Origin of the sequence: Demequina sp. TMPB413 (genome assembly GCF_020447105.2) — a bacterium.
GTDB lineage: Bacteria > Actinomycetota > Actinomycetes > Actinomycetales > Demequinaceae > Demequina.
In genome coordinates this window covers 159,371-178,467 of sequence record NZ_CP096184.1, presented here as the reverse complement: position 1 = coordinate 178,467, position 19,097 = coordinate 159,371, and the positions used below count along the sequence as shown (strand labels likewise).

Genomic DNA, 19,097 nt, shown 5'->3' with positions numbered 1-19,097 from the left:
GCGCGGGAAGCCCGGGAAGCGACGGGCACCCGCGGCGGTTGACCACACCATGCCCCTACCCCTATCCGTACTGGACCTTGCCCCGATCGCGCCAGGCGAAACGGCGTCGTCCGCCCTCGCCACCACCGCCCGCATGGCCCAAGCCGCGGACCAGGCGGGTTACCAGCGCGTCTGGTACGCCGAGCACCACAACATGCCCACCATCGCGTCCAGCGCCACGAGCGTGCTCATCGCGCATGTGGCCGCGCACACGGAGCGCATCAGGGTTGGCGCGGGCGGCATCATGCTGCCCAACCACTCGCCCCTGACCATCGCCGAGCAGTTCGGCACCCTGGGAGCACTGCATCCAGGCCGCATCGACCTCGGCCTCGGCCGCGCCCCCGGCCGCGCCCCCGGCGGGGACCGCGCGGTGTTCGCTGCGCTGCGCCGCTCCCCCACCGACTCCGATCGCTTCCCCGACGACGTCGCCGAACTCCGCGACTACCTCGCTGGCGCCTCGCGCGTTCCTGGCGTGCAATCGGTCCCCGCCGCGACGTCACCGGCCGACGCTGTGCCGCTGTACATCCTCGGCTCCTCCCTCTTCGGGGCCCAGTTGGCAGCCGCGCTCGGCCTGCCCTACGCGTTCGCGTCGCACTTCGCTCCCGCCGCCCTCCACGAGGCGGTGCGCGTCTACCGGGACACCTTCCGCCCGTCCGACGCCTTGGCTGAGCCGTACGTCATCGCGGGGGTGAGCGTCTTCGCGGCGGAGAATGCGGACGACGCTGCGGCGCAGTTTGCCGCTTCACGCAGGTTCAGGGTGAGGGCGCTTATCCCGCGCGGGCCTGCCGTGAAGGAGTACAGCGACGACGAGGTGGACGCCTTTCTCGCGAGCCCCCGGGGCGCACAGCTCGCCCAGATGGCTCGCTATACGGCCGTGGGCACGGCCAGCGACGTGCGGGAGTATCTCGAGACGTTTGCCGACGAGGCGCACGCCGACGAGTCGATCACCGTCCACGGCGCCCTCGCGTCAGAGGACAGGGAGAGGTCGTTGCGTCTCGCCGCGCCCGAACCACCCGCTGGATGGGACGGCGCTTAGCGCAGGGGCACACCGCGAGGGCACACGTCGAATCCTCGCCAGACCAAGTGCCTACGCGACGGCGCTCAGCTCTGCCTACACTGACGGTCCACAGCGTCGTCCCGTCGGTAGGATCCCCACCATGCCCGCTACCTCCGTCTCCCGCCGTACCGTCTTGGCGCGACTCGTCATCCTGGCCTTTGCCGCCCTGGCGCTGAGCGTGCTCGGCTCGACGAGCCCCGCTTCTGCCACCGTCACGCCGGGAGTCGACCCCGAAGCGGACCTGGTTCTGTTTTGGGGCGACGGTTGCCCGAACTGTGAGAAGGAGCGGGAGTGGCTGGACGAGGTCAAGGACCAGTACCCCGACCTCAAGATCGCGCAGTACGAGGTGTGGAACGACGCGGACAACCGCGACCTTTTCGCCGCAGAGGCCGAGCGGCTCGACTTCACGGCAGGATCTGTGCCCACCACGATCGTGGGCGAGCGAGTGTGGATCGGTTGGACGGATCAGATCCGGCAGGACATGGCTGGCGCCATTGACCAGGTCTCTCGAGGTGAGGAACCGCGAGCGGGCGTCTACGGCACGGCCGGTGCTGGCACGTGCTCGGAAGAGGACGCCATCTGCACCGTCGAAGAAGACGGTCAGCTGATCGAGGTTCCGATCGTTGGCGAAGTGTCGCTCGGCGACCGTTCGCTCTTCGTGTCGACGGTGATCATCGGCTTCGTCGACGGGATCAACCCGTGCTCGCTGTGGGCAATCTCGGTGCTGCTCACCATCGTGCTGCGCACCGGATCACGCCGCCGCGTGGTCGCCATCGGTTCGACGTTCCTGGTGGTGACGGCGGGCATGTACGCCCTGTACATGGGGGCGATCTACTCGGCGCTGGCCGTCGTGGGCTTCATCGGCGCTATTCAGATTGCAGTGGCGGTCGTGGCCGGCGTATTTGGTGCCGTGAGCGTCAAGGACTACTTCGCGTTCAAGAAGGGCCTGTCCTTCACCATCAGCGACTCCGCCAAACCTGGCATCTACCAGCGCATGCGCGCGGCCGCCGGTCAGCGGGCACTCATTCCGGCGCTCGCAGCCACCGTGGCGCTCGCTGTGGCCGTGTCGCTTCTCGAGACTCCCTGTACCGCTGGCTTCCCCGTGCTGTGGACGGGCATGCTCCAGGCAAATGGGGTGGGCGCGCTCGAGACCGCTGGGCTGTTCGTCGCCTACATGGTGCCGTTCTTGCTGGACGAGTTCTTGGTGCTGGCGGTCGCCATCTGGACCATGCGAGCCATGAAGATGCAGGAGAAGCACGGCGAGCTGCTCAAGCTGTTTGCCGGCGTCACGATGCTGGTGCTCGCTGCGGTCATGGTAATCGACCCTGCCTTGATGGAGAACCCGATTGCCGCGCTCGCGCTGTTCGCCGGTGCGTTCGCGCTGGCAGCGGCGATCCACGCGGTGACGGAGCGGGTCAAGGGGGCTCGCCAAGAACGGGTGGAAGCCCGGGCGAGCGGCAGTTCCGACTCAGTGGAATAGGGCTCGGCCACGGCTCCCACACCGAGCCACCACGGCGGCTCAGTGCCGCAGCGACTCGGCGCCTTCATGCGCTGACGCCCTCGTGCTGCCACCTCGTACCTCCACGCCCTCGTGCCGCCACCCCGTACCGTCCCTGACACTCGGCAGGCGTGCCGCTCGGCGTGTCGGCGCGACGCGCCGGGCCAGGGGCTCAGGCTGTGTCAGGGACGGTACGGCACGAGGGGCGGGGCCTCAAGCGCCGCGCCGCGCCAGGCGCTGCTAAGCCGCCCGATCCGCCAGCACCTTGATGCCGAGTCGCATCTCTTCAGGCGGCAGGTAGAACGGCAACCGGAATCGATCGGCGCCCGTCCCCGGAAGCACCTCGAACGCGGTTCCGGAGGCGACAGGAGCTCCAGCCTCCGCCGCACGGGCGGCAAAACGCGTCGCACCGCCGTCAGGAAGCCTCACCCAGAGGGCCGGGCCGCCGACGGGCCGCAAGTACTCCCAGTCGAGACCGTGCTCGGCGACTGCCTCGTCGACGGCGTCAAGGGACTCGAGCATCGTCGCCACGCGCCAGCGCAGCGTCTCCTGGTAGTGATCAGCGAGCAGCCGAGCCGCGACCCGCTGGAACAGCGCAGGCGATCCGAGGTCCATGGCGGCGCGGCGGTGCCGCAATTGCGCTGCAAGCGTCGCGTTGGTGTGGAGCCAGCCGATGCGCAGCCCTCCCCAAAACACCTTGGACATGCCGCCGATCGTGATCACGGAGGCGTCCGTCCCCATCGCCGCAAAGGGCGTGCGGGTGCTGCCGTCGAGCGCGAGGTCGCCGATGGTGCGGTCGTCGATCACCGTGGTGGCCAACGCGGCCGACGCTTCAAGCAGCAGTCGCGCGTCGTCCTCGCCGATCGCGGTGCCGGTGGGGTTGTGGAAGGTGGTGGTGTAGGCGAGGTCAGGGCGCGCGGCGCGCAACAGCTTGATCGAGCCGGGCACGTCGAGCCCGTCGGGGCCCATCGGCAAAGCAAGCGGGCGTGAGCCGGAGGCCTGGACAGCGTCAAACACGCCAGGGTAGGTGACCGATTCGAGCGCGACCGGCCGGCGCGAGGTCGCCAGCATGGTGACAACCAGCCAGATTGCCTGTTGCGCACCCGAGGTGATGACAATCTCCTCCGGCCGCGCAGGCACCCCTTGCCCTCGCAGGTGCTCGGTGACGGCCAGCACCAAATCCCTCGACCCCAGCGCTGCGTACCCGTTGCCCACTGCGGGCGAACCGCCCAGGAAGCCTGACAAGTCGCCGAGCGCTCTGGTAACGATGGGTGCAGGCGGCGGCGAGGCCGTGTTGAAGGCGACAATCGGCTCGCTCTCTCCCGTGAGGATCTGGGCGAAGCGCTCCTGGGGACTCAGCCCAAGGACGCCACGCGAGCTCACCCCGAGCGTCGGCGCTGCGCCCGGCCTGACCTCGAGCCAGCCGGAGTCTCGCAACCGTTGGTAGGCCGCCGTCACCGTGTTGCGCGACAAGTGGAGGTGGTCGGCGAGCGCGCGTTCGGAGGGCATGCGCGAGCCGTGCTCGAGTGAACCGGACTCGCCCAAGGACACAATCGCATTGGCGAGTTGCACGTACAGGGGACCCGTGCCCGTCTGCCAGTGATCAAGCACATCGGAGAGTTGTTCGGCGGTGGTGCGCATGCGGGCCAGCATCCCGCAAACTGGACCCTCTTGCATAGTGCCAGTGGCATTTCAAGCGGCACTGGATCGAGGGGGCCAGTCGCGCAAGCATGAGCCCATGACCGCCGAACTGACTGCAGTGCACACCCATCCACGCTCTCTCGCACGCTTGCGCGAAAGGATTGCCGTGACCACGGAGGCCGCGCGCAGGGCCGGCGGCTACCTCGCGGCGGCGCCTCATCGGCCAATCGCCCCCACGGCCGACGCTGTGGCCAGGCTTGAATCCTTCCGGCGGCCGCTTCAGGACGAACCGCGCGCCGCGAACGACGTGTTGCGAGAACTCGACGAGGTGGGCTCTCCCGCCACGGTGGTGCAAGCAATGGGACGCTACTTCGGCTACGTCAACGGGGGCGTCGAGCCTGCCGCGGCCGCTGCCTCCATTCTGGCTGGCGCATGGGATCAGAACGCGGCACTCCCGGCACAATCACCGGCCGCCACTGTGCTCGACGAGGTCGCGGCCGCCTGGATAGTGGACCTGCTCGGGCTGCCGCGCGATGCGGTAGCGACGTTCACGACGGGTGCCACCCTGGCGAACTTCACGGGCATCGTGACCGCGAGGGATGCGCTGCTTGCTCGCGCGGGTTGGGATGTCAATGAGTTGGGGCTTGCTGGCGCACCACGACTACGCGTCATCGTCGGCGACGAGGTGCACATCTCGGCGCTCAAGTCTCTGCGCCTGGCGGGCCTTGCGCCTGGCCTCGTCGAGCGGGTTCCCGTCGACGAGCGCGGCGCAATAGACGCCGACGCCTTCCCCACCGACACCGACGAACTCACCTTGGTGCTCTTGCAGGCAGGGAACGTCACTACCGGAGCGAGCGATCCGTTCGCGCGGATCATTCCCGGCGTCCGCGAGCGCGGAGGATGGGTACACGTCGACGGCGCATTCGGACTGTGGGCTGCCGCCTCCCCCACGTTGGCAGAGCAGGTCGCAGGCGTCGAACTCGCTGACTCGTGGGCAACCGATGCGCACAAGTGGCTCAACGCCCCTTACGACTCGGGGTTGGTGATCGTGCGCCACCACGACGATCTCTACCGTGCCATGGCGATGCACGCGCCATATCTGACGAGCACGGACGCGCGCCCGCTCATGCACTTGAGCCCTCACATGTCTCAACGCGCTCGCGGCGTGGAGACATGGGCCTTGCTCGCCGCTCGCGGACGCTCCGGGATTGCGGAGCTCCTTGACCACTCGTGCTCCATGGCCGCGCTGTTTGCGCGGCTCCTTCGTGCGGCGGGTGCGGAGGTGCTCGTTGAGCCCACTCTCAACCAGGTGCCAGTGGCCTTTGGACGCACGGCTGGCGCGCGAGGCGACGATGACGTGACCTCAGCAGTCATCAGCGCGATCGGCCGCGAGGGCACCCTGTGGGCGGGCGGAAGCGTGTGGCACGGTCGCACGATTCTGCGGCTGTCGGTGTCAGACGCCGCGACCACGCCAGACGACGTACACGCGTCAGTTGACGCGATCCTGCGTTGCTGGCACTCGGTCCTCGGCGCCTCCTGAGTCGAATGCACCGTGGAAATCTGGCCCCTGCGAGGTACGTCCCATTTGTGTCAGCGTGCCCCCACAATGGGGGGCATGACGAGTTGTGACAAAGTGCCATATGCGCCACGGTTTGGGACCGTTACCGTCAAGGGGTGGTCAATAGTGTGCTAACGCCCCGCACGGGGCTTGCCATCGACGCGGCGCTCGTGCGGCGCTTGCTCGACTCGCAGTTCCCCGAGGCGCACAGCCTGGCGATTGGCGCGCATTGCGAGGGACGAGACTCGATCGTGTGGCGTCTCGGCGAGCAATGGGCAATCCGCTTGCCACTCCACGAGCGAGCGGCGGCAAAGCAGACCACCGAGACGGTGTGGCTACCGACCGTCGGGAGGTCGTGGCCCTTCGCCGCCCCCGTGCCCGTGCGCGTCGGAAAGCCATCGGCAGACTTTCCTTGGGCATGGACGGTCGTGCCGTGGCTCAAGGGCACCCCGGCGCACGTGGAGCCTCTCGACCGTCTGGGAGTGGCGCAGTTGGGTGCGGCTCTTCGCGCCTTGCACACTCCCGCTCCTGCCGACGCTCCTCGCCACCCGCTGCGCTCCCTGGCTCTGTTGCAGCGTTCCGACAGGGTGGCGGACAAGATCAACGCGCTCGCAGCAACGCCAGTCGGCTCTCCCTGGCGTCTGGACGCCCGAGCTGCCGCAAGGGTCTTCCAACAAGGCGCCACCACCCCGCGGCCAGCCGCCGCGTGGACGCATCTCGACCTCCACCCTGGCAATGTCCTCACTGATGACGGGGAGCTGGCTGGCATCGTCGACTGGAGCGAGTCGGCCGCCGGGGACCCTGCCGCCGACTTGGGTCAGGCGCTCGTTTTGGTGGGTCAGGACGGTTGGGATGCACTCACCATTGGCTATGGCCCCATCGACGCACGGACGTTTGCGCGAGCCAGGGCTGAGGGCGTCTTCTACGCGCTCGCGTTCGCGGCCGAGGGAACTGGCGCGCGCGCTACGGCTGGGTGGGCCGGACTTGAGGCCCTCGGGGTCGCGCACCGCTCGCGCTAGCCTCCGCTGGGACGCCCAACTGCGACAGTAGGCTAATCCTCATGAGCACCGGCACCGAACGCGTCTACGTGGCGCGCCTCGCAGGCACGACGGTCTTCGACCCGATCGGCGATGCAGTGGGTCGGGTGCGGGACGTGGTGTTGTTGGTTCGCCGTACCGGCGCGCCCACTGCCGTGGGTCTGGTGGTTGAAGTGCCTGGCAGACGCCGTGTGTTCATGCCGCTGACGCGCGTCACGTCGATCGTTCCTGGCCAAGTGATTTGCACAGGCGTCGTCAACCTCAGGCGCTTCCAGGCCCGCGCCTCTGAGACTCTCGCGATCGGCGAATTGTTCGACCGCTCGGTGACGCTGCGCAGCGACAAGTCGACCGCCTACATCGAGGACATCGCGATCGAGCAGACGCGAGCGCGTCTGTGGCAGGTCACCAAGTTGTATGTGCGCAACGGAGAACGCCGACGAGGGGTGCTTGGCTTCTCGCGTCGCGGCGCGTCGAGCGTCGTCGACATCGATGCGGTGACGGGACTCGCCACGCGAGACAAACTCCAAGGCGCCGCACTCGTGATCCAGTCCTTCGCAGACTACAAGCCCGCCGACTTGGCGGCAGCGCTCATGGAGATGAGCCCCACGCGGACCGCCGAGATCGCGGCCGCTCTTGACGACGAACGCCTTGCCGACGTGCTGGAGGAGATGCCAGAGCACGATCAGATCTTCCTCATGCGCACCCTCGATCCCGAACGCGCGGCGGACGTCCTCGAGGCGATGGAGCGCGACGACGCGGCCGACTTGCTGGGTGACCTTCCTGAGAAGGACGCGGCGGCCTTGCTGGAACTCATGGAGCCTGACGACGCCAACCAGGTGCGACAACTGCTGGGCTACGAGGACGACAGCGCCGGTGGTCTGATGACCACGGAGCCCGTGATCGTCGGCCCAGAGACGACCGTGGCCACCTGCCTTGCCTTGGTGCGACGCGATTCCCTTCCCCCTGCGCTCGCCTCGATGGTGTTCGTCGTGCGACCCCCGTTGGAGACTCCCACCGGGCGCTACGTGGGCCTCGTCCATATTCAGCGACTGTTGCGAGAAGCCCCCCACGACTCCGTCGGCAATTTTGTGGACCCCGCCATTTCGACGCTCGCACCGACCGACACCTTGTCGGAGGTGTCTCGTCGCATGGCCGCGTACGACATCCTCGCGCTGCCGGTCGTTGACGACGACAACCGCCTGTTGGGCGCCATCTCGATCGATGACGTGCTCGACCACTTGCTGCCGCGCGACTGGCGCGAGCACGACGCTGGGGACCCACACGCACCGGAGCGTCAGGCTCAAGGGGGCAAGCGTGGCTGAACGTCTTGACCGCCCCAAGGGCGAGCGTCGGCTCTTTGGCTCACGACCCGCGTCGTCGCGCAACTCGGACCGCTTTGGACGCGTGTCAGAGGGCATCGCTCGCTTCATCGGGACGCCGCGGTTCCTCGTGTATCTCACGATCTTCGTGGCGGCATGGTTGACGTGGAACGTGCTCCCCTTCACGGCCGAGCGGGGGTGGCGCTTCGACTCCCCTGCGCTGTACTTCACCGCCCTCACGTTGGTGCTGTCGCTCCAGGCTTCCTACGCTGCGCCGCTGATTCTGCTCGCGCAGAACCGCCAAGACGACCGCGACAGGGTGAGCGCCGAACAGGACCGCCAACGCGCGGAGCGCTCCCTTGAAGACACGGCGTATCTCGCGAGAGAGGTGGCCGCGCTTCGTCAGGCTCTCAACGAGACCGCGACACGCGACTTCGTGCGGTCGGAACTGAGATCGCTCCTTGAAGAGCTGCGCCAGGACGAAAGGGAGCGGGACCGCGACGACTCGGCAGGCGCCGGGTAACCAGGCGCCCTAGCGGGCCGCTAGGACTCGTTCTTGGCGCCCTTGCCTGACGCCGTGCTGAAAGCGGCGAACAGCGCCACGCCCAACCACAGGTAGCCAAGCGGATCGTCGAAGTAAGCCGAGATGACGGTACCGAGGTCGACGTCGGCCAGTCGCGACATTCCCGTACCAATCGAGCCCGCAGCGAAGAAGACGACCATGAGGGCGTCTGCCGCGAGCACCGAGACGGCCGTGATGAGCGCAGCAAGAAGGCCTGTCACTGGCCCCGTGCGCTTCGCCACGAAGGCGACGGTCAGCCCGATCAGCACGCCGAAGCCGATGACGAGCATGAGGAACTCGCGTTGAATGGCGAAGGAGATCGCTGCGTAGGCAAAGGCTGCAATCGCTCCTACGGCTATCGCCGCGCCGGTGGCGAGCAGCCACGACCCTGCGACCCCCGTCTCTTCGATTCCGGGAGCACTTGGCGCGTACTGAGTGGTGACAGGAGGCATGAGCGGAGGCTGGCTCTGGAAAGCCGGCGCCGGCGTCGGCGCCTGGTAAGCAGGAGGCGCAACGGGCGGCTGCCCCTGATACGGCGTCGATCCGTGCTGTTCCGGCGTGAACTCTGTCATGACTCCCCCTCGCCTCGATGCGGCTGTGCGTGCTCGGACAGTAGCGGAAGAACTGAAGGCGGCGCAAGGGTGCCTACGATGGTGGCATGCCAACGGTTGAAGCGCTCCGCACTGCACTGTCCAAGGTCATTGACCCAGAGATCAGGAGGCCGATCACTGAGATCGGCATGGTCCGCAGCATTGAGGTCGCCGACAACGGTCTCGCCGTCATCGGCATCGACCTGACGATCGCTGGTTGTCCGATGCAGGATCGCATCACCGGCGACGTGACGGCCGCTGGAATGTCAGTCGACGGCGTCACCGACGTCCGCGTCGAGCTGGGCGTGATGACGGATGAACAGCGCCAAGGTCTCAAGTCCGCCTTGCGCGGCGGCAAGCCGGAGCCCGTGATTCCCTTCACCCAGCCAGGGAACATGACGAGGGTCTACGCGATCGCTTCTGGCAAGGGCGGCGTGGGCAAGTCGACGGTGACCGCGAACCTCGCCGCAGCGATGGCGGCCGATGGCCTGAAGGTCGGCGTGCTAGACGCTGACATCTTTGGCTTCTCCATCCCTGGCATGCTGGGCATCACCGCTCAGCCAACCCGCCTCGATGACATGCTGCTCCCGCCGATCGCGCATGAGGTGAAGGCCGTGAGCATCGGGATGTTCGTTCCCGAGGGCCAGCCCGTCGTATGGCGCGGCCCGATGCTGCACCGCGCTCTCGAGCAGTTCTTGGCGGACGTGTTCTGGGGCGACCTCGATGTGCTGCTCCTCGACCTGCCGCCAGGGACAGGCGACATCGCGATCTCCGTCGCGCAGTTGCTGCCACACGCCGAACTTGTAGTCGTCACCACGCCTCAGGTTGCTGCCGCAGGCGTGGCTGAGCGGGCGGGTTCGATCGCCACCCAGACGTCCCAGTCAGTGGTGGGCGTGATTGAGAACATGGCATGGCTCGACCAACCGGATGGCAGCCGCCTGCACCTCTTCGGCGAGGGCGGCGGCCAGCGTGTGGCGGACCGCCTGAGCGAGACCCTTGGCACGAAGGTGCCGCTGCTCGGCCAGATCCCTCTCGACGTGCGCGCACGCGAGGGCGGCGACGTAGGCACCCCCGTGGTGATCGCCGACCCAGAATCGGCCTCGGCAGTGGCGCTGCGCGACATGGCTCGCGCCCTCGGCGCACGCCAGCGCGGACTGGCCGGACGCTCCCTCGGGGTCTCGCCCGTCTAGTCGACTAGCGGCCTATGCGGGGCCGTCAGTGACGTGAATCTCGACGTCACTGCGCGGACCCCACCCAGCGATGATGGCCGCGATCAGCCCACACACGACGGCGCCGGTCGAGGCCGCCGGAGTCGCGAGGGCGCCCATGAGGGCGTCGTCCCAGCCAAGACCGCCTCCCATTCCGCCGCCGAGCACGCCTGCGAAATCGCCGATCTCGCCGATCTGTTGGTTGACGATGCCGGTGGTGGCGAGCACGTGGACGCCGATCACCGTCGCCACGAAGGCGGTCACTTGCGTCGCGAGTCCCCTGTACGTGCTGAGGTAGCGCACCGTGTATCCGACCGCCGCTGCCTCTCCAAGACCTAGGAGCGCGAGGGCCAGCAGCAACTGCGAGTCGGGCACGAGCACCGACAGCAATGCGCCGACAACTAGTGCGACCACAAGCCCGCCGAGCACGGCCCCCATCCGGTTGCCTCGCAGGCGCCCAAGTACCGATTCAGAATGCTGCGCTGGAGGCGCGGGAGGAGGCGTTGGCTGAGGCGTTGGCTCCGGTTCCGGAGTGGCGGAGGAGGGCGTCTTACGGGCGGCCATGAGATTGCTCCTTGAGTAGGCTGCGTTTCCTCCCTCATCATGGCACGCTCAGGGGCTCGCGAGCAGGTCAGCCTTTGGCATGATGGGCCACATGGGCCTTTCGTCTGATCTCGCCGAACCGCGGTGGATGAACGCGTGGTCGCTCGATGAGGGTGAGCGACGGGCGAGGGAAAGGTTGCGCCAGGTGTTTGGCGCCGAGGCAAGTCGCGTGTGGTCGGCGCCCGGCCGCATCAACCTCGTCGGCGAATACACCGACATCAGCCAAGGCGTCTCCCTGCCGACCGCAATCCCCCACCGCACGTACGTCGCGGCAGTGCGTCGTGAGGACAGGGTGGTGCGGTTCAGCACCGATCGACCAGAGGCGATCGGCGACGACGACCCCGTCTGGGAGGGCGACCTTGATTCCCTCCAGAACCTCGTGGGACAGGATCGCTGGATGGCCTACCCTGCCGGTGTGCTGTGGGCCCTGCTCGAGCGCGGATACGCGAGCACAGGGATCGACATGGCGTTCGCCTCGTGTGTCCCTCTCTCGGCGGGCCTCAGCGCGTCCAGTTCGTTGACGGGCGCCACGGCTCTGGCGGCAAACGCGGTGTGGGGTCTCGCCCTCAAGACGGGCATCGACGCCGTTGAACTGGCTGACGTCTGCATCGACGCTGAGAACGAGATCGCAGGAGGCGCCACTGCGGGTCTCGCTCAACACGCGATCATGCGCGGTGTCCCAGGCCAGGCCCTCTACCTCGACTTCGCCGCCACACCTCCGTTCGCGTCGGCCTGCCCGCTGACGTTCGCCGAGTACGGCCTCGGCCTGCTCATCATCGACGTAGGCGTGCCACACCCCGATCAGAACGAGATGGTGAGGGAACGGATGGCACAGATCGCCAGCGCCGCAGCCGCACTCGGGGTGGAGAGCATCGGTGCCCTGCGTAGCGTGCCACGCGCCTTGGCCCGGATCGAAGCTTTGGAGGATCAGCTCTTGCGCCGTCGGGCAAGACACGTCTTCACCGAGAATGAGCGCGTCGAAGTGGTCAGGGACGAGTTGACGGGCACGGCGCCGGCACACGAGCGCTTTGTCGCGGTAGGCAAGGCAATGTTCCGCTCACACGCCTCGCTAGAGACCGACTTCGACGTGAGTTGCGAAGAACTCAACCTCGCGGTCGACGAGGCCTTCAAGGCGGGTGCGTTGGGGGCCAGACTCACTGGATCCGGCCGCGGCGGATCCGCCGTAGCACTGATGCGCCGAGCCCAAGCGAACAAGGCAGCGCAGTTCATCGACGCTGCGTTCGCTCGGCAGGGACTGCCTCGCCCAGCGTTCAGCTTCTTCTAGGCAGCCGGCACTACCCAGCAGCGAGGGCGTAGTCCACCACGAGCGGTGCGTGATCGGACCACCGGGCATCCCACGCGGCGGCCCGATCTACGCGCACGTGCGCGGCGACCGCCGCCAGTGAGGGGGTCGCGTACTGGTAGTCAATGCGCCAGCCAGTGTCGGTGTCAAAGGCCTTACCTCGCATGGACCACCACGTGTAGGGGCCGTCTTTCTCGCCCACGAGCGTGCGGTGCACGTCCACCCAGCCGGCGGCGATCCACCTGTCAAGGTAGGCGCGCTCTTCAGGCAAGAACCCTGCGGACTTCAGGTTGCCCTTCCAGTTCTTGATGTCGTGCTCCGTATGCGCGGTGTTGATGTCGCCCATGACCACTACTCGGTCGTAGGCAGAAGCGAGCGCAGCCATCCGCTCCGTCATGAGATCCAAGAACTCGTACTTGGAGTCCATCTTGGGGGTGCCCGCCTCGCCTGAATGCACGTAGACGGATACCACCCGTACTGGTCCTGCAACGGAGGGCACCGTCGCCTCGATCCACCGGCCGGTATGCGCAGGGACGGCCGCAGCCTCGCCAAGTGCCGCGGCCCCGGCCTGCACGTCCCCAAGCGGCTCGCGCGACAAAATGGCCACGCCTGCTCGACCCTTGATCTCGCAAGCATCGTGCACCACGTTCCAGCCAGCCGCGAAGGCTTCGTCCACCACCTCGTCAGGCGCCCTCACCTCTTGGAGGCAGACCACGTCGGCCTCGACGGCGTCGAGCCACTCCTGCATACCCTTGCGGAGGGCAGCCCTCACCCCGTTGACGTTGACAGTGACGATGCGCATCAGTGTGTTCCTCGCGTTGGGTTCTGGTTGGCCTCAGGCCACGCTAGCCGCTTCCCCAGACAACGCCGACGCAGCGCTCCCCACCCACGCTGCCGTCACGCGGTCCTCTCGCTCGATTCGACCACGTTGTCCAGCAGCATTGCCCGCGTCATCGGCCCGACGCCTCCAGGGTTTGGCGAGTACCACGATGCCTTGTCAATCGCTCCTGAAGCCACGTCGCCTGCCACGACGGACTTGCCCGTCGCCTCGTCGGTCACCCGTGACACGCCGACGTCAATCAGCACGACGCCCTCCTTGACCATGTCGGCTCCGATGATGCCGGGCACCCCGGCTGCGGCGACGATCACGTCGGCCTGGCGCGTGTGCGAAGCGAGGTCGACGGTGCCGGTGTGGCACAACGTGACCGTCGCATTGACCGCCTTGCGGGTGAGCAACAATCCGATGCTGCGGCCCACCGTGGTGCCGCGGCCGACCACCACGATGTGCTTGCCCGCGAGCGACACCCCGTGTCGCTCGAGCAGCTCAATGATTCCCTTTGGCGTACACGGCAGGGGGCTTGTCACGTCTTCACCGACCCTCAGCACCAAGCGGCCGAGGTTGGTGGGGTGCAAGCCGTCAGCGTCCTTGTCAGGGTCGATGAGTTCGAGCACCTTGTTGGTGTCGATGCCTGCCGGCAGCGGGAGTTGGACGATGAACCCCGTACACGCGGGATTGTCGTTGAGACGGCGCACTGCGGCTTCGATGTCCTGCTGCGTGGCCGTCTCGGGGAGGTCCTCCCTGATCGAGGTGATGCCCACCTGAGCACAATCGGCGTGTTTGCCATTGACGTACCACGTGGAGCCCGGGTCGCTTCCCACGAGCAGGGTGCCCAGGCCGGGAACGATGCCGCGCTCGGCGAGTGCCGCGACCCTCTCGGCCAGTTCGGCCTTGATGGTCGCGGCGGTCGCCTTGCCGTCGAGAATGCCCGCCATTTACTGAGCGAGTCCCGGGTAGAGCGGGAAGCTGTCGGCGAGCTTCGCCACACGGGCCCGCAGTGCGGGAATGTCGGCGTCGCCCTTGAGCGCGGTCGCGATGATGTCGGCCACCTCGGTGAACTCCGTCGCGCCAAAGCCGCGCGTCGCGAGCGCCGGGGTGCCAATGCGCACACCCGAGGTCACCATCGGCGGACGGGGGTCGAACGGCACGGCGTTGCGGTTGACGGTAATGCCCACTTCGTGGAGGAGGTCCTGAGCCTGCTGGCCGTCGATCGGCGAATTGCGCAAGTCCACGAGCACCAGGTGGACGTCGGTGCCGCCGGTGACGACGTTGATGCCGGCTTCGATGGCATCGGGCGCCGTGAGACGCTCGGCGAGGATGCGGGCACCCTCGAGCACACGTTCCTGACGCTCCTTGAATTCTGCCCCGGCCGCGATCTTGAGCGCGGTCGCCTTGGCCGCGATCACGTGCATCAGCGGACCGCCCTGCTGACCGGGGAACACGGCGGAGTTGAGCTTCTTCGCAAGTTCGGTGTCGCGAGACACGATGAGTCCCGAACGCGGACCGCCAAGCGTCTTGTGAACGGTCGTGGAGACCACGTCAGAGTGAGGCACCGGGCTGGGGTGCAGGCCTGCGGCCACCAGTCCAGCGAAGTGCGCCATGTCCGTCCACAGCTTGGCGCCCACCTCGTCGGCAATATCCCTGAAGGCGGCAAAGTCGAGGTGGCGGGGGTACGCGGACCAACCGGCGATGATGACGTCGGGCCGCTCTGCGAGCGCCTGCTCGCGCACCTGCTCCATCTCGATGCGGTGGGACTGCTCGTCGAGCCCGTAGGCCGCGACCTCGTACAACTTGCCGGAGAAGTTGAGCTTCATGCCGTGGGTCAGGTGACCGCCATGCGCGAGGGACAGGCCCATGATCTTCTGGCCGGGGTTGATCAAGGCGTGAAGCACGGCGGCGTTCGCCGTTGCTCCCGAGTGAGGCTGCACGTTCGCGTACTCGGCCCCAAAGAGGCTCTTGGCGCGCTCAATGGCGATATTCTCAGCGACATCGACTTCTTCACAGCCACCGTAGTAACGCCTGCCAGGGTAGCCCTCAGCGTACTTATTGGTCAGCACGGAGCCCTGGGCCTGCAGCACGGCGCGCGGCACAAAGTTCTCCGAAGCGATCATCTCAAGGTAGTCGCGCTGGCGTCCCAACTCGCGGTCGAGGACCTGAGCGATGTCGGGGTCGAGCTCGGACAGTGTGGAGTTCATGATCGACTGCGTGGCAGAGTCAGTCGCGGCTTCGGTCATCGCGGTTCCTTCGCGTCAGTCGGCGCGCGCGGCGCCGAGGTGAGTGTTCGGCGACCGTGGCCCAGGCGGAACGACCGTGGTCGGCAGAGGGAACACGTGCCGTCCCGTCCACCATGTCGCTTCCTCGCGGTGAACCGCGTGCGCCAGTCGCGACACCGCCACTCTATCGGATGTGCCCTGTCGCCACCAAGGGAGCCACGTTTCCCGGGGCATGGGAACCTGAACATTGCGCGCTTGCTGCCGATGGGGCTCCCATGAGACTCGGCGCGAGGAAGTTTTTCGGCGCCGGCGCTGCGATGACGCGCGTCGGCCGTAGCATGCGTCCGCGAAAAGTGCCCCCACTGGCGGCAACGCGATCGCCGCTCAAGGCAGGCGAGCGACTCATGTCGTCCGTCGCGCTGTGGTTGAGACTGAGCCTGCTGGTGGTGCTGCTCGTCATCCCGACCGCGGTCGCTGGCCTCTTCTACATTTCCCTCACTCAGCAACAACAGCATTTCAACTCCCTTGAGCACGCAGGAATCGAGGTGCTCACCCCCGCGATCGAGGCCCTTGCGGTCACGACGGCAGGAGGAGAGCCAGACCTCGACGCCGTCTCCCGTGCGGTGGCAGATCGGCAAGAGTTGGGAGTGAATAGCGCCTGGGGTGCCGTCGTCACCGGTACCAGTGGCACCGCAGATCCCGCCTCGCGCAACGCGCTCGCTCATCGCCTCGCCAAGTTCATTGAGACGGTTGCTGACGAGTCGAATCTCGCCCTCGATTCCGAGCTTGACTCCCACTACGTCATTGCGATTGTGATCGAGGAAATTCCCAAGGCCCTCGTCGCTCTCGCCGATGCGAGCCTGGAGCCGACGGGCACGGATTCGGCCCAGACCAGTACGTACGCCATTCTCGCCGCGCAGCTTGGCGACTCGGCGCACCGCATCACCGACTACCGCGCCGAGGTAGCCGAGCTCACCGCAGACCCCCTCATCGAGGACGAGATGGCTGGCCTCGCATCGGTATCAAACGACCTCCAGGCCACCGCTGTGTACATGAGCGGCTCCCTGGCCTACCCAGCGGCGATCGACCCCACCAACGCCGCGACCAGAATCTCGACCGCCGTCCCGCCGGTCTTCGCCGGTCTCGACCGGATTATTGGCGAGCGCACTGACGCCCTGAGCGAGGGAACCCGCTTCGCCATCACCCTCATCGTCGTCAGCCTCGTGGTGGCTCTCGCTTGGGCAGGGGCCGTCCTCCTGCTCACCCGCAAGAACGTCGGCGAACTCGTGAGGGCGATGTCCCGGCTTTCCTCCAGGGACCTGACCCCCTCCCCTGTTCCTCACGGCCGCGACGAGTTCGGTCGCATCGGGCGCGAGTTGGAGACGGCTCGCATCGACCTCGCCCAGGCTTTCCGCACGCTTGCGGAACAGACGGAACGTGTCGCAGGGGCTTCTGCACAGGTCAGCGCCACGACCAACGTGGTCGACAGCGCCGCCAGGGACACGCTCGAGCTGACTCGCCAGACAGAATCGGAAGTGGTGGGGGTCGAGAAACTGCTGGGAGAAGTGTCCGCATCGGGAGAAAGCCTCGATTCGGCCACGCACGAGGTGGCCCAAGGGATTGACCTCGTCAACACGTCGTCTCAGCACGTCTTTGAAGAGATCGCACGCGCGGCCGACCTCGCGGGCTCGCTCGGGCGCTCAAGCCAGGGCATCGCTCAATCGGTCGAGGCCATCACCGCGATCGCTTCACAGACTCGCTTGCTGGCGCTCAACGCCTCCATCGAGGCCGCGCGGGCAGGCGAGGCGGGCAAGGGCTTTGCCGTGGTCGCAGGCGAGGTCGAGACTCTCGCCAGCCAGTCGCGCGAGGCATCGGCCGCGATTGGAAGGGTTGCCGCCGAGCAACACGACGATATCGAGACGGTGCTTGACGCCCTCAGCCGCGCTCAAGCGGCGGTGTCTGACGCCGCGCGCGCACACGAGAGCGTGACGGTCGCCGCGACTCAACAGCGAGGATCCATTGTCGCGATCAACGACTCCATCACCGGCACCGTCCAGGCGACCAACCGGATCACCGAGCAGGCCGCCAAGGTCGCGCTCGAGGCTGGCGGCACGGCTCACACGATGGATGACTTGAGGGCGGCGGCCGAGGAACTCGACGGGATCGCGCGCAGCCTCAGCGATCAAGTAGGACAGTTCAAGTACTAGGCCACCACTCAGGCGTCGTCGACGATGTTCCCTGCTTCGAGGATCTTGCGCAGGTAGGCGTAGGTGAGGTCGCCCGACACCTCGTCGAACTGGTGCTCATAACCGGCCTTGTTGTACAACGCGATGTTGTGCTTCGAGTTCTGTCCAGTGAAGACCCAGACCTCCGTCGTGGTGTCCGGCAGATAGGCCAGCACCGCGAAGAGCAGCTTGGTGCCGATGCCCCGGGCTTGCATGTCTGGCACGACGGCCAAGCGGCCAATCGTGGCCTTGTCGCCTTCCAACCCCACGCGGATCGAGCCGACCAGGCGCGGTCCGTACCAAGCACCGAGCGTGACCACGTCCTCGCTCGCAAGATCCTCTTCCAGTTGCTCAAGTGTCTGCGTCAGTGCGGGGATGTGCGGGTCGTTGTACAACTGGGCCTCGACCACAAAGGCCGCCCGACGCACGGTGAGCAACTCGCCGGCGTGGTCGTGGCCGATACGGTCAATACGCACGTCGAGGTCGTCGCTCATGTGCCTATCGTGTCAGGATTTGCCCACAAACACGACTAGCCTTGAGGCCGTGTCCAACGAACCGACCGCCTGGGTGTTGTCCCTGTCCTGCCCCGACCGCCCCGGCATCGTGCATGCGGTGTCTGGCCTGCTCGCTGAGCACGGTGGGAACATCACGGAGTCGCAGCAGTTTGGGGACCCCGACACCGGCTTGTTCTTCATGCGCGTAGAGGTTGCCGCGCCAGCGCCGCGCGCCGAACTCGAAGTCGCGATTGGGGCTCTCGCCGAGCGCTTCGAGATGACCTGGAGCCTCGACGTCGCTGGCCGCAGGATGCGCACGATCGTGATGGTGTCCAAGGCGGCACACTGCGTCAATGACTTGCTCTTCCGCGAGCGCGCGGGCACCCTGCCGATCGACATCGTCGCCGTCGTTGGCAATCACGAAACCCTGCGTGACCTGGCCGAGTTCTATGGCAAGCGCTTTGTGCACATCCCCGTCACAGTAGACACCAAGGCCGACGCCGAGGCCGCGTTGCTCGCGCTAGCGGACGACGCGAATGTCGAGTTGGTGGTGCTGGCGCGCTACATGCAGATCCTGTCGCCGGAGCTCTCGAGGGCGCTGCACGGGCGCGCCATCAACATCCACCACTCGTTCTTGCCGAGCTTCAAGGGAGCGCGCCCCTACTTCCAAGCGCACGACCGCGGAGTGAAGTTGATCGGAGCGACAGCTCACTACGTGACCGCCGATCTTGACGAGGGCCCCATCATCGAGCAAGACGTGGAGAGAGTGGACCACACCCACACGCCAGAGACGCTCACGGCCATTGGAGCCGACGTCGAACGCCGTGCGCTAGCCCGTGCAGTCAGGTGGCACGCCGAGCATCGCGTGCTTCTCGATGGGCATCGCACCATCGTGTTCCGTTAGCGGCTCGC

At 66.9% G+C, this 19,097-nt stretch carries 17 protein-coding genes; 10 read left to right on the top strand and 7 right to left on the bottom strand.

Going from position 1 to position 19,097, the window contains the following annotated elements; genetic code table 11:
• Positions 1–49: 49 nt before the first annotated feature.
• Together LGT36_RS00860 and LGT36_RS00855 are read left to right on the top strand one after the other, a co-directional pair.
• Positions 50–1,075, top strand: a complete 1,026-nt coding sequence (locus tag LGT36_RS00860) for an LLM class flavin-dependent oxidoreductase (RefSeq protein ID WP_226096969.1) — start codon at positions 50–52, stop codon at positions 1,073–1,075.
• Between the two features lie 121 nt (positions 1,076–1,196).
• Positions 1,197–2,576: a hypothetical protein gene (locus tag LGT36_RS00855; RefSeq protein ID WP_226096970.1), complete on the top strand. Its 1,380-nt coding sequence runs from the start codon at positions 1,197–1,199 to the stop codon at positions 2,574–2,576.
• Between the two features lie 258 nt (positions 2,577–2,834).
• Here the strand turns inward: LGT36_RS00855 and LGT36_RS00850 are convergent, their stop codons facing one another.
• Positions 2,835–4,235 (bottom strand): PLP-dependent aminotransferase family protein, encoded by a 1,401-nt coding sequence (locus tag LGT36_RS00850; protein ID WP_226096971.1) that lies wholly within the window; start codon positions 4,233–4,235, stop codon positions 2,835–2,837.
• A 97-nt stretch (positions 4,236–4,332) separates the two neighbouring features.
• Between LGT36_RS00850 and LGT36_RS00845 the strand changes: the two genes are divergently transcribed.
• From LGT36_RS00845 to LGT36_RS00830, 4 genes are all read left to right on the top strand, one after another.
• A complete protein-coding gene (locus LGT36_RS00845) occupies positions 4,333–5,775 on the top strand; it encodes a pyridoxal-dependent decarboxylase (protein WP_226096972.1) in 1,443 nt (480 codons plus the stop codon).
• A gap of 146 nt (positions 5,776–5,921) precedes the next feature.
• On the top strand, positions 5,922–6,812 hold the full coding sequence (locus LGT36_RS00840) for a phosphotransferase (protein ID WP_226096973.1): 891 nt from the start codon (positions 5,922–5,924) through the stop codon (positions 6,810–6,812).
• A gap of 41 nt (positions 6,813–6,853) precedes the next feature.
• A complete protein-coding gene (locus tag LGT36_RS00835; RefSeq protein ID WP_226096974.1) occupies positions 6,854–8,152 on the top strand; it encodes a magnesium transporter MgtE N-terminal domain-containing protein in 1,299 nt (432 codons plus the stop codon).
• Positions 8,145–8,672, top strand: coding sequence for a DUF1003 domain-containing protein (locus LGT36_RS00830; protein ID WP_226096975.1), 528 nt, complete (start codon positions 8,145–8,147; stop codon positions 8,670–8,672). Before LGT36_RS00835 ends, LGT36_RS00830 begins: the two co-directional genes overlap by 8 nt.
• Positions 8,673–8,692: 20 nt before the next feature.
• Here the strand turns inward: LGT36_RS00830 and LGT36_RS00825 are convergent, their stop codons facing one another.
• Complete coding sequence (locus tag LGT36_RS00825) at positions 8,693–9,283, bottom strand: hypothetical protein (protein WP_226096976.1); 591 nt, start codon at positions 9,281–9,283, stop codon at positions 8,693–8,695.
• Positions 9,284–9,369: 86 nt separating this feature from the next.
• On the opposite strand from LGT36_RS00825, the gene LGT36_RS00820 reads away from it, so the two are divergent.
• The gene (locus LGT36_RS00820) at positions 9,370–10,491 is read left to right on the top strand and encodes an Mrp/NBP35 family ATP-binding protein (protein WP_226096977.1); all 1,122 of its coding nucleotides are present in this window, start codon (positions 9,370–9,372) and stop codon (positions 10,489–10,491) included.
• 12 nt (positions 10,492–10,503) lie between these two features.
• On the opposite strand, the gene LGT36_RS00815 is transcribed toward LGT36_RS00820, so the two are convergent.
• Positions 10,504–11,073 (bottom strand): hypothetical protein, encoded by a 570-nt coding sequence (locus LGT36_RS00815; protein ID WP_226096978.1) that lies wholly within the window; start codon positions 11,071–11,073, stop codon positions 10,504–10,506.
• Between the two features lie 91 nt (positions 11,074–11,164).
• On the opposite strand from LGT36_RS00815, the gene LGT36_RS00810 reads away from it, so the two are divergent.
• Positions 11,165–12,397 carry a galactokinase family protein gene (locus tag LGT36_RS00810; RefSeq protein ID WP_226096979.1) on the top strand — a complete coding sequence of 411 codons (1,233 nt, stop codon included), beginning with the start codon at positions 11,165–11,167 and terminating at the stop codon, positions 12,395–12,397.
• A gap of 10 nt (positions 12,398–12,407) precedes the next feature.
• Here the strand turns inward: LGT36_RS00810 and LGT36_RS00805 are convergent, their stop codons facing one another.
• The 3 genes from LGT36_RS00805 to glyA form a co-directional block, all read right to left on the bottom strand.
• Positions 12,408–13,217: an exodeoxyribonuclease III gene (locus LGT36_RS00805; protein WP_226096980.1), complete on the bottom strand. Its 810-nt coding sequence runs from the start codon at positions 13,215–13,217 to the stop codon at positions 12,408–12,410.
• Positions 13,218–13,312: 95 nt separating this feature from the next.
• The gene (locus LGT36_RS00800; RefSeq protein WP_226096981.1) at positions 13,313–14,188 is read right to left on the bottom strand and encodes a bifunctional methylenetetrahydrofolate dehydrogenase/methenyltetrahydrofolate cyclohydrolase; all 876 of its coding nucleotides are present in this window, start codon (positions 14,186–14,188) and stop codon (positions 13,313–13,315) included.
• Positions 14,189–15,487: a serine hydroxymethyltransferase gene (gene glyA / locus LGT36_RS00795; protein WP_304515555.1), complete on the bottom strand. Its 1,299-nt coding sequence runs from the start codon at positions 15,485–15,487 to the stop codon at positions 14,189–14,191.
• Positions 15,488–15,819: 332 nt separating this feature from the next.
• On the opposite strand from glyA, the gene LGT36_RS00790 reads away from it, so the two are divergent.
• A complete protein-coding gene (locus tag LGT36_RS00790; RefSeq protein WP_226095145.1) occupies positions 15,820–17,673 on the top strand; it encodes a methyl-accepting chemotaxis protein in 1,854 nt (617 codons plus the stop codon).
• An 8-nt stretch (positions 17,674–17,681) separates the two neighbouring features.
• Here the strand turns inward: LGT36_RS00790 and LGT36_RS00785 are convergent, their stop codons facing one another.
• Positions 17,682–18,185, bottom strand: a complete 504-nt coding sequence (locus tag LGT36_RS00785) for a GNAT family N-acetyltransferase (RefSeq protein WP_226095144.1) — start codon at positions 18,183–18,185, stop codon at positions 17,682–17,684.
• 49 nt (positions 18,186–18,234) lie between these two features.
• On the opposite strand from LGT36_RS00785, the gene purU reads away from it, so the two are divergent.
• Positions 18,235–19,089, top strand: coding sequence for a formyltetrahydrofolate deformylase (gene purU / locus LGT36_RS00780; protein ID WP_226095143.1), 855 nt, complete (start codon positions 18,235–18,237; stop codon positions 19,087–19,089).
• Positions 19,090–19,097: the final 8 nt, after the last annotated feature.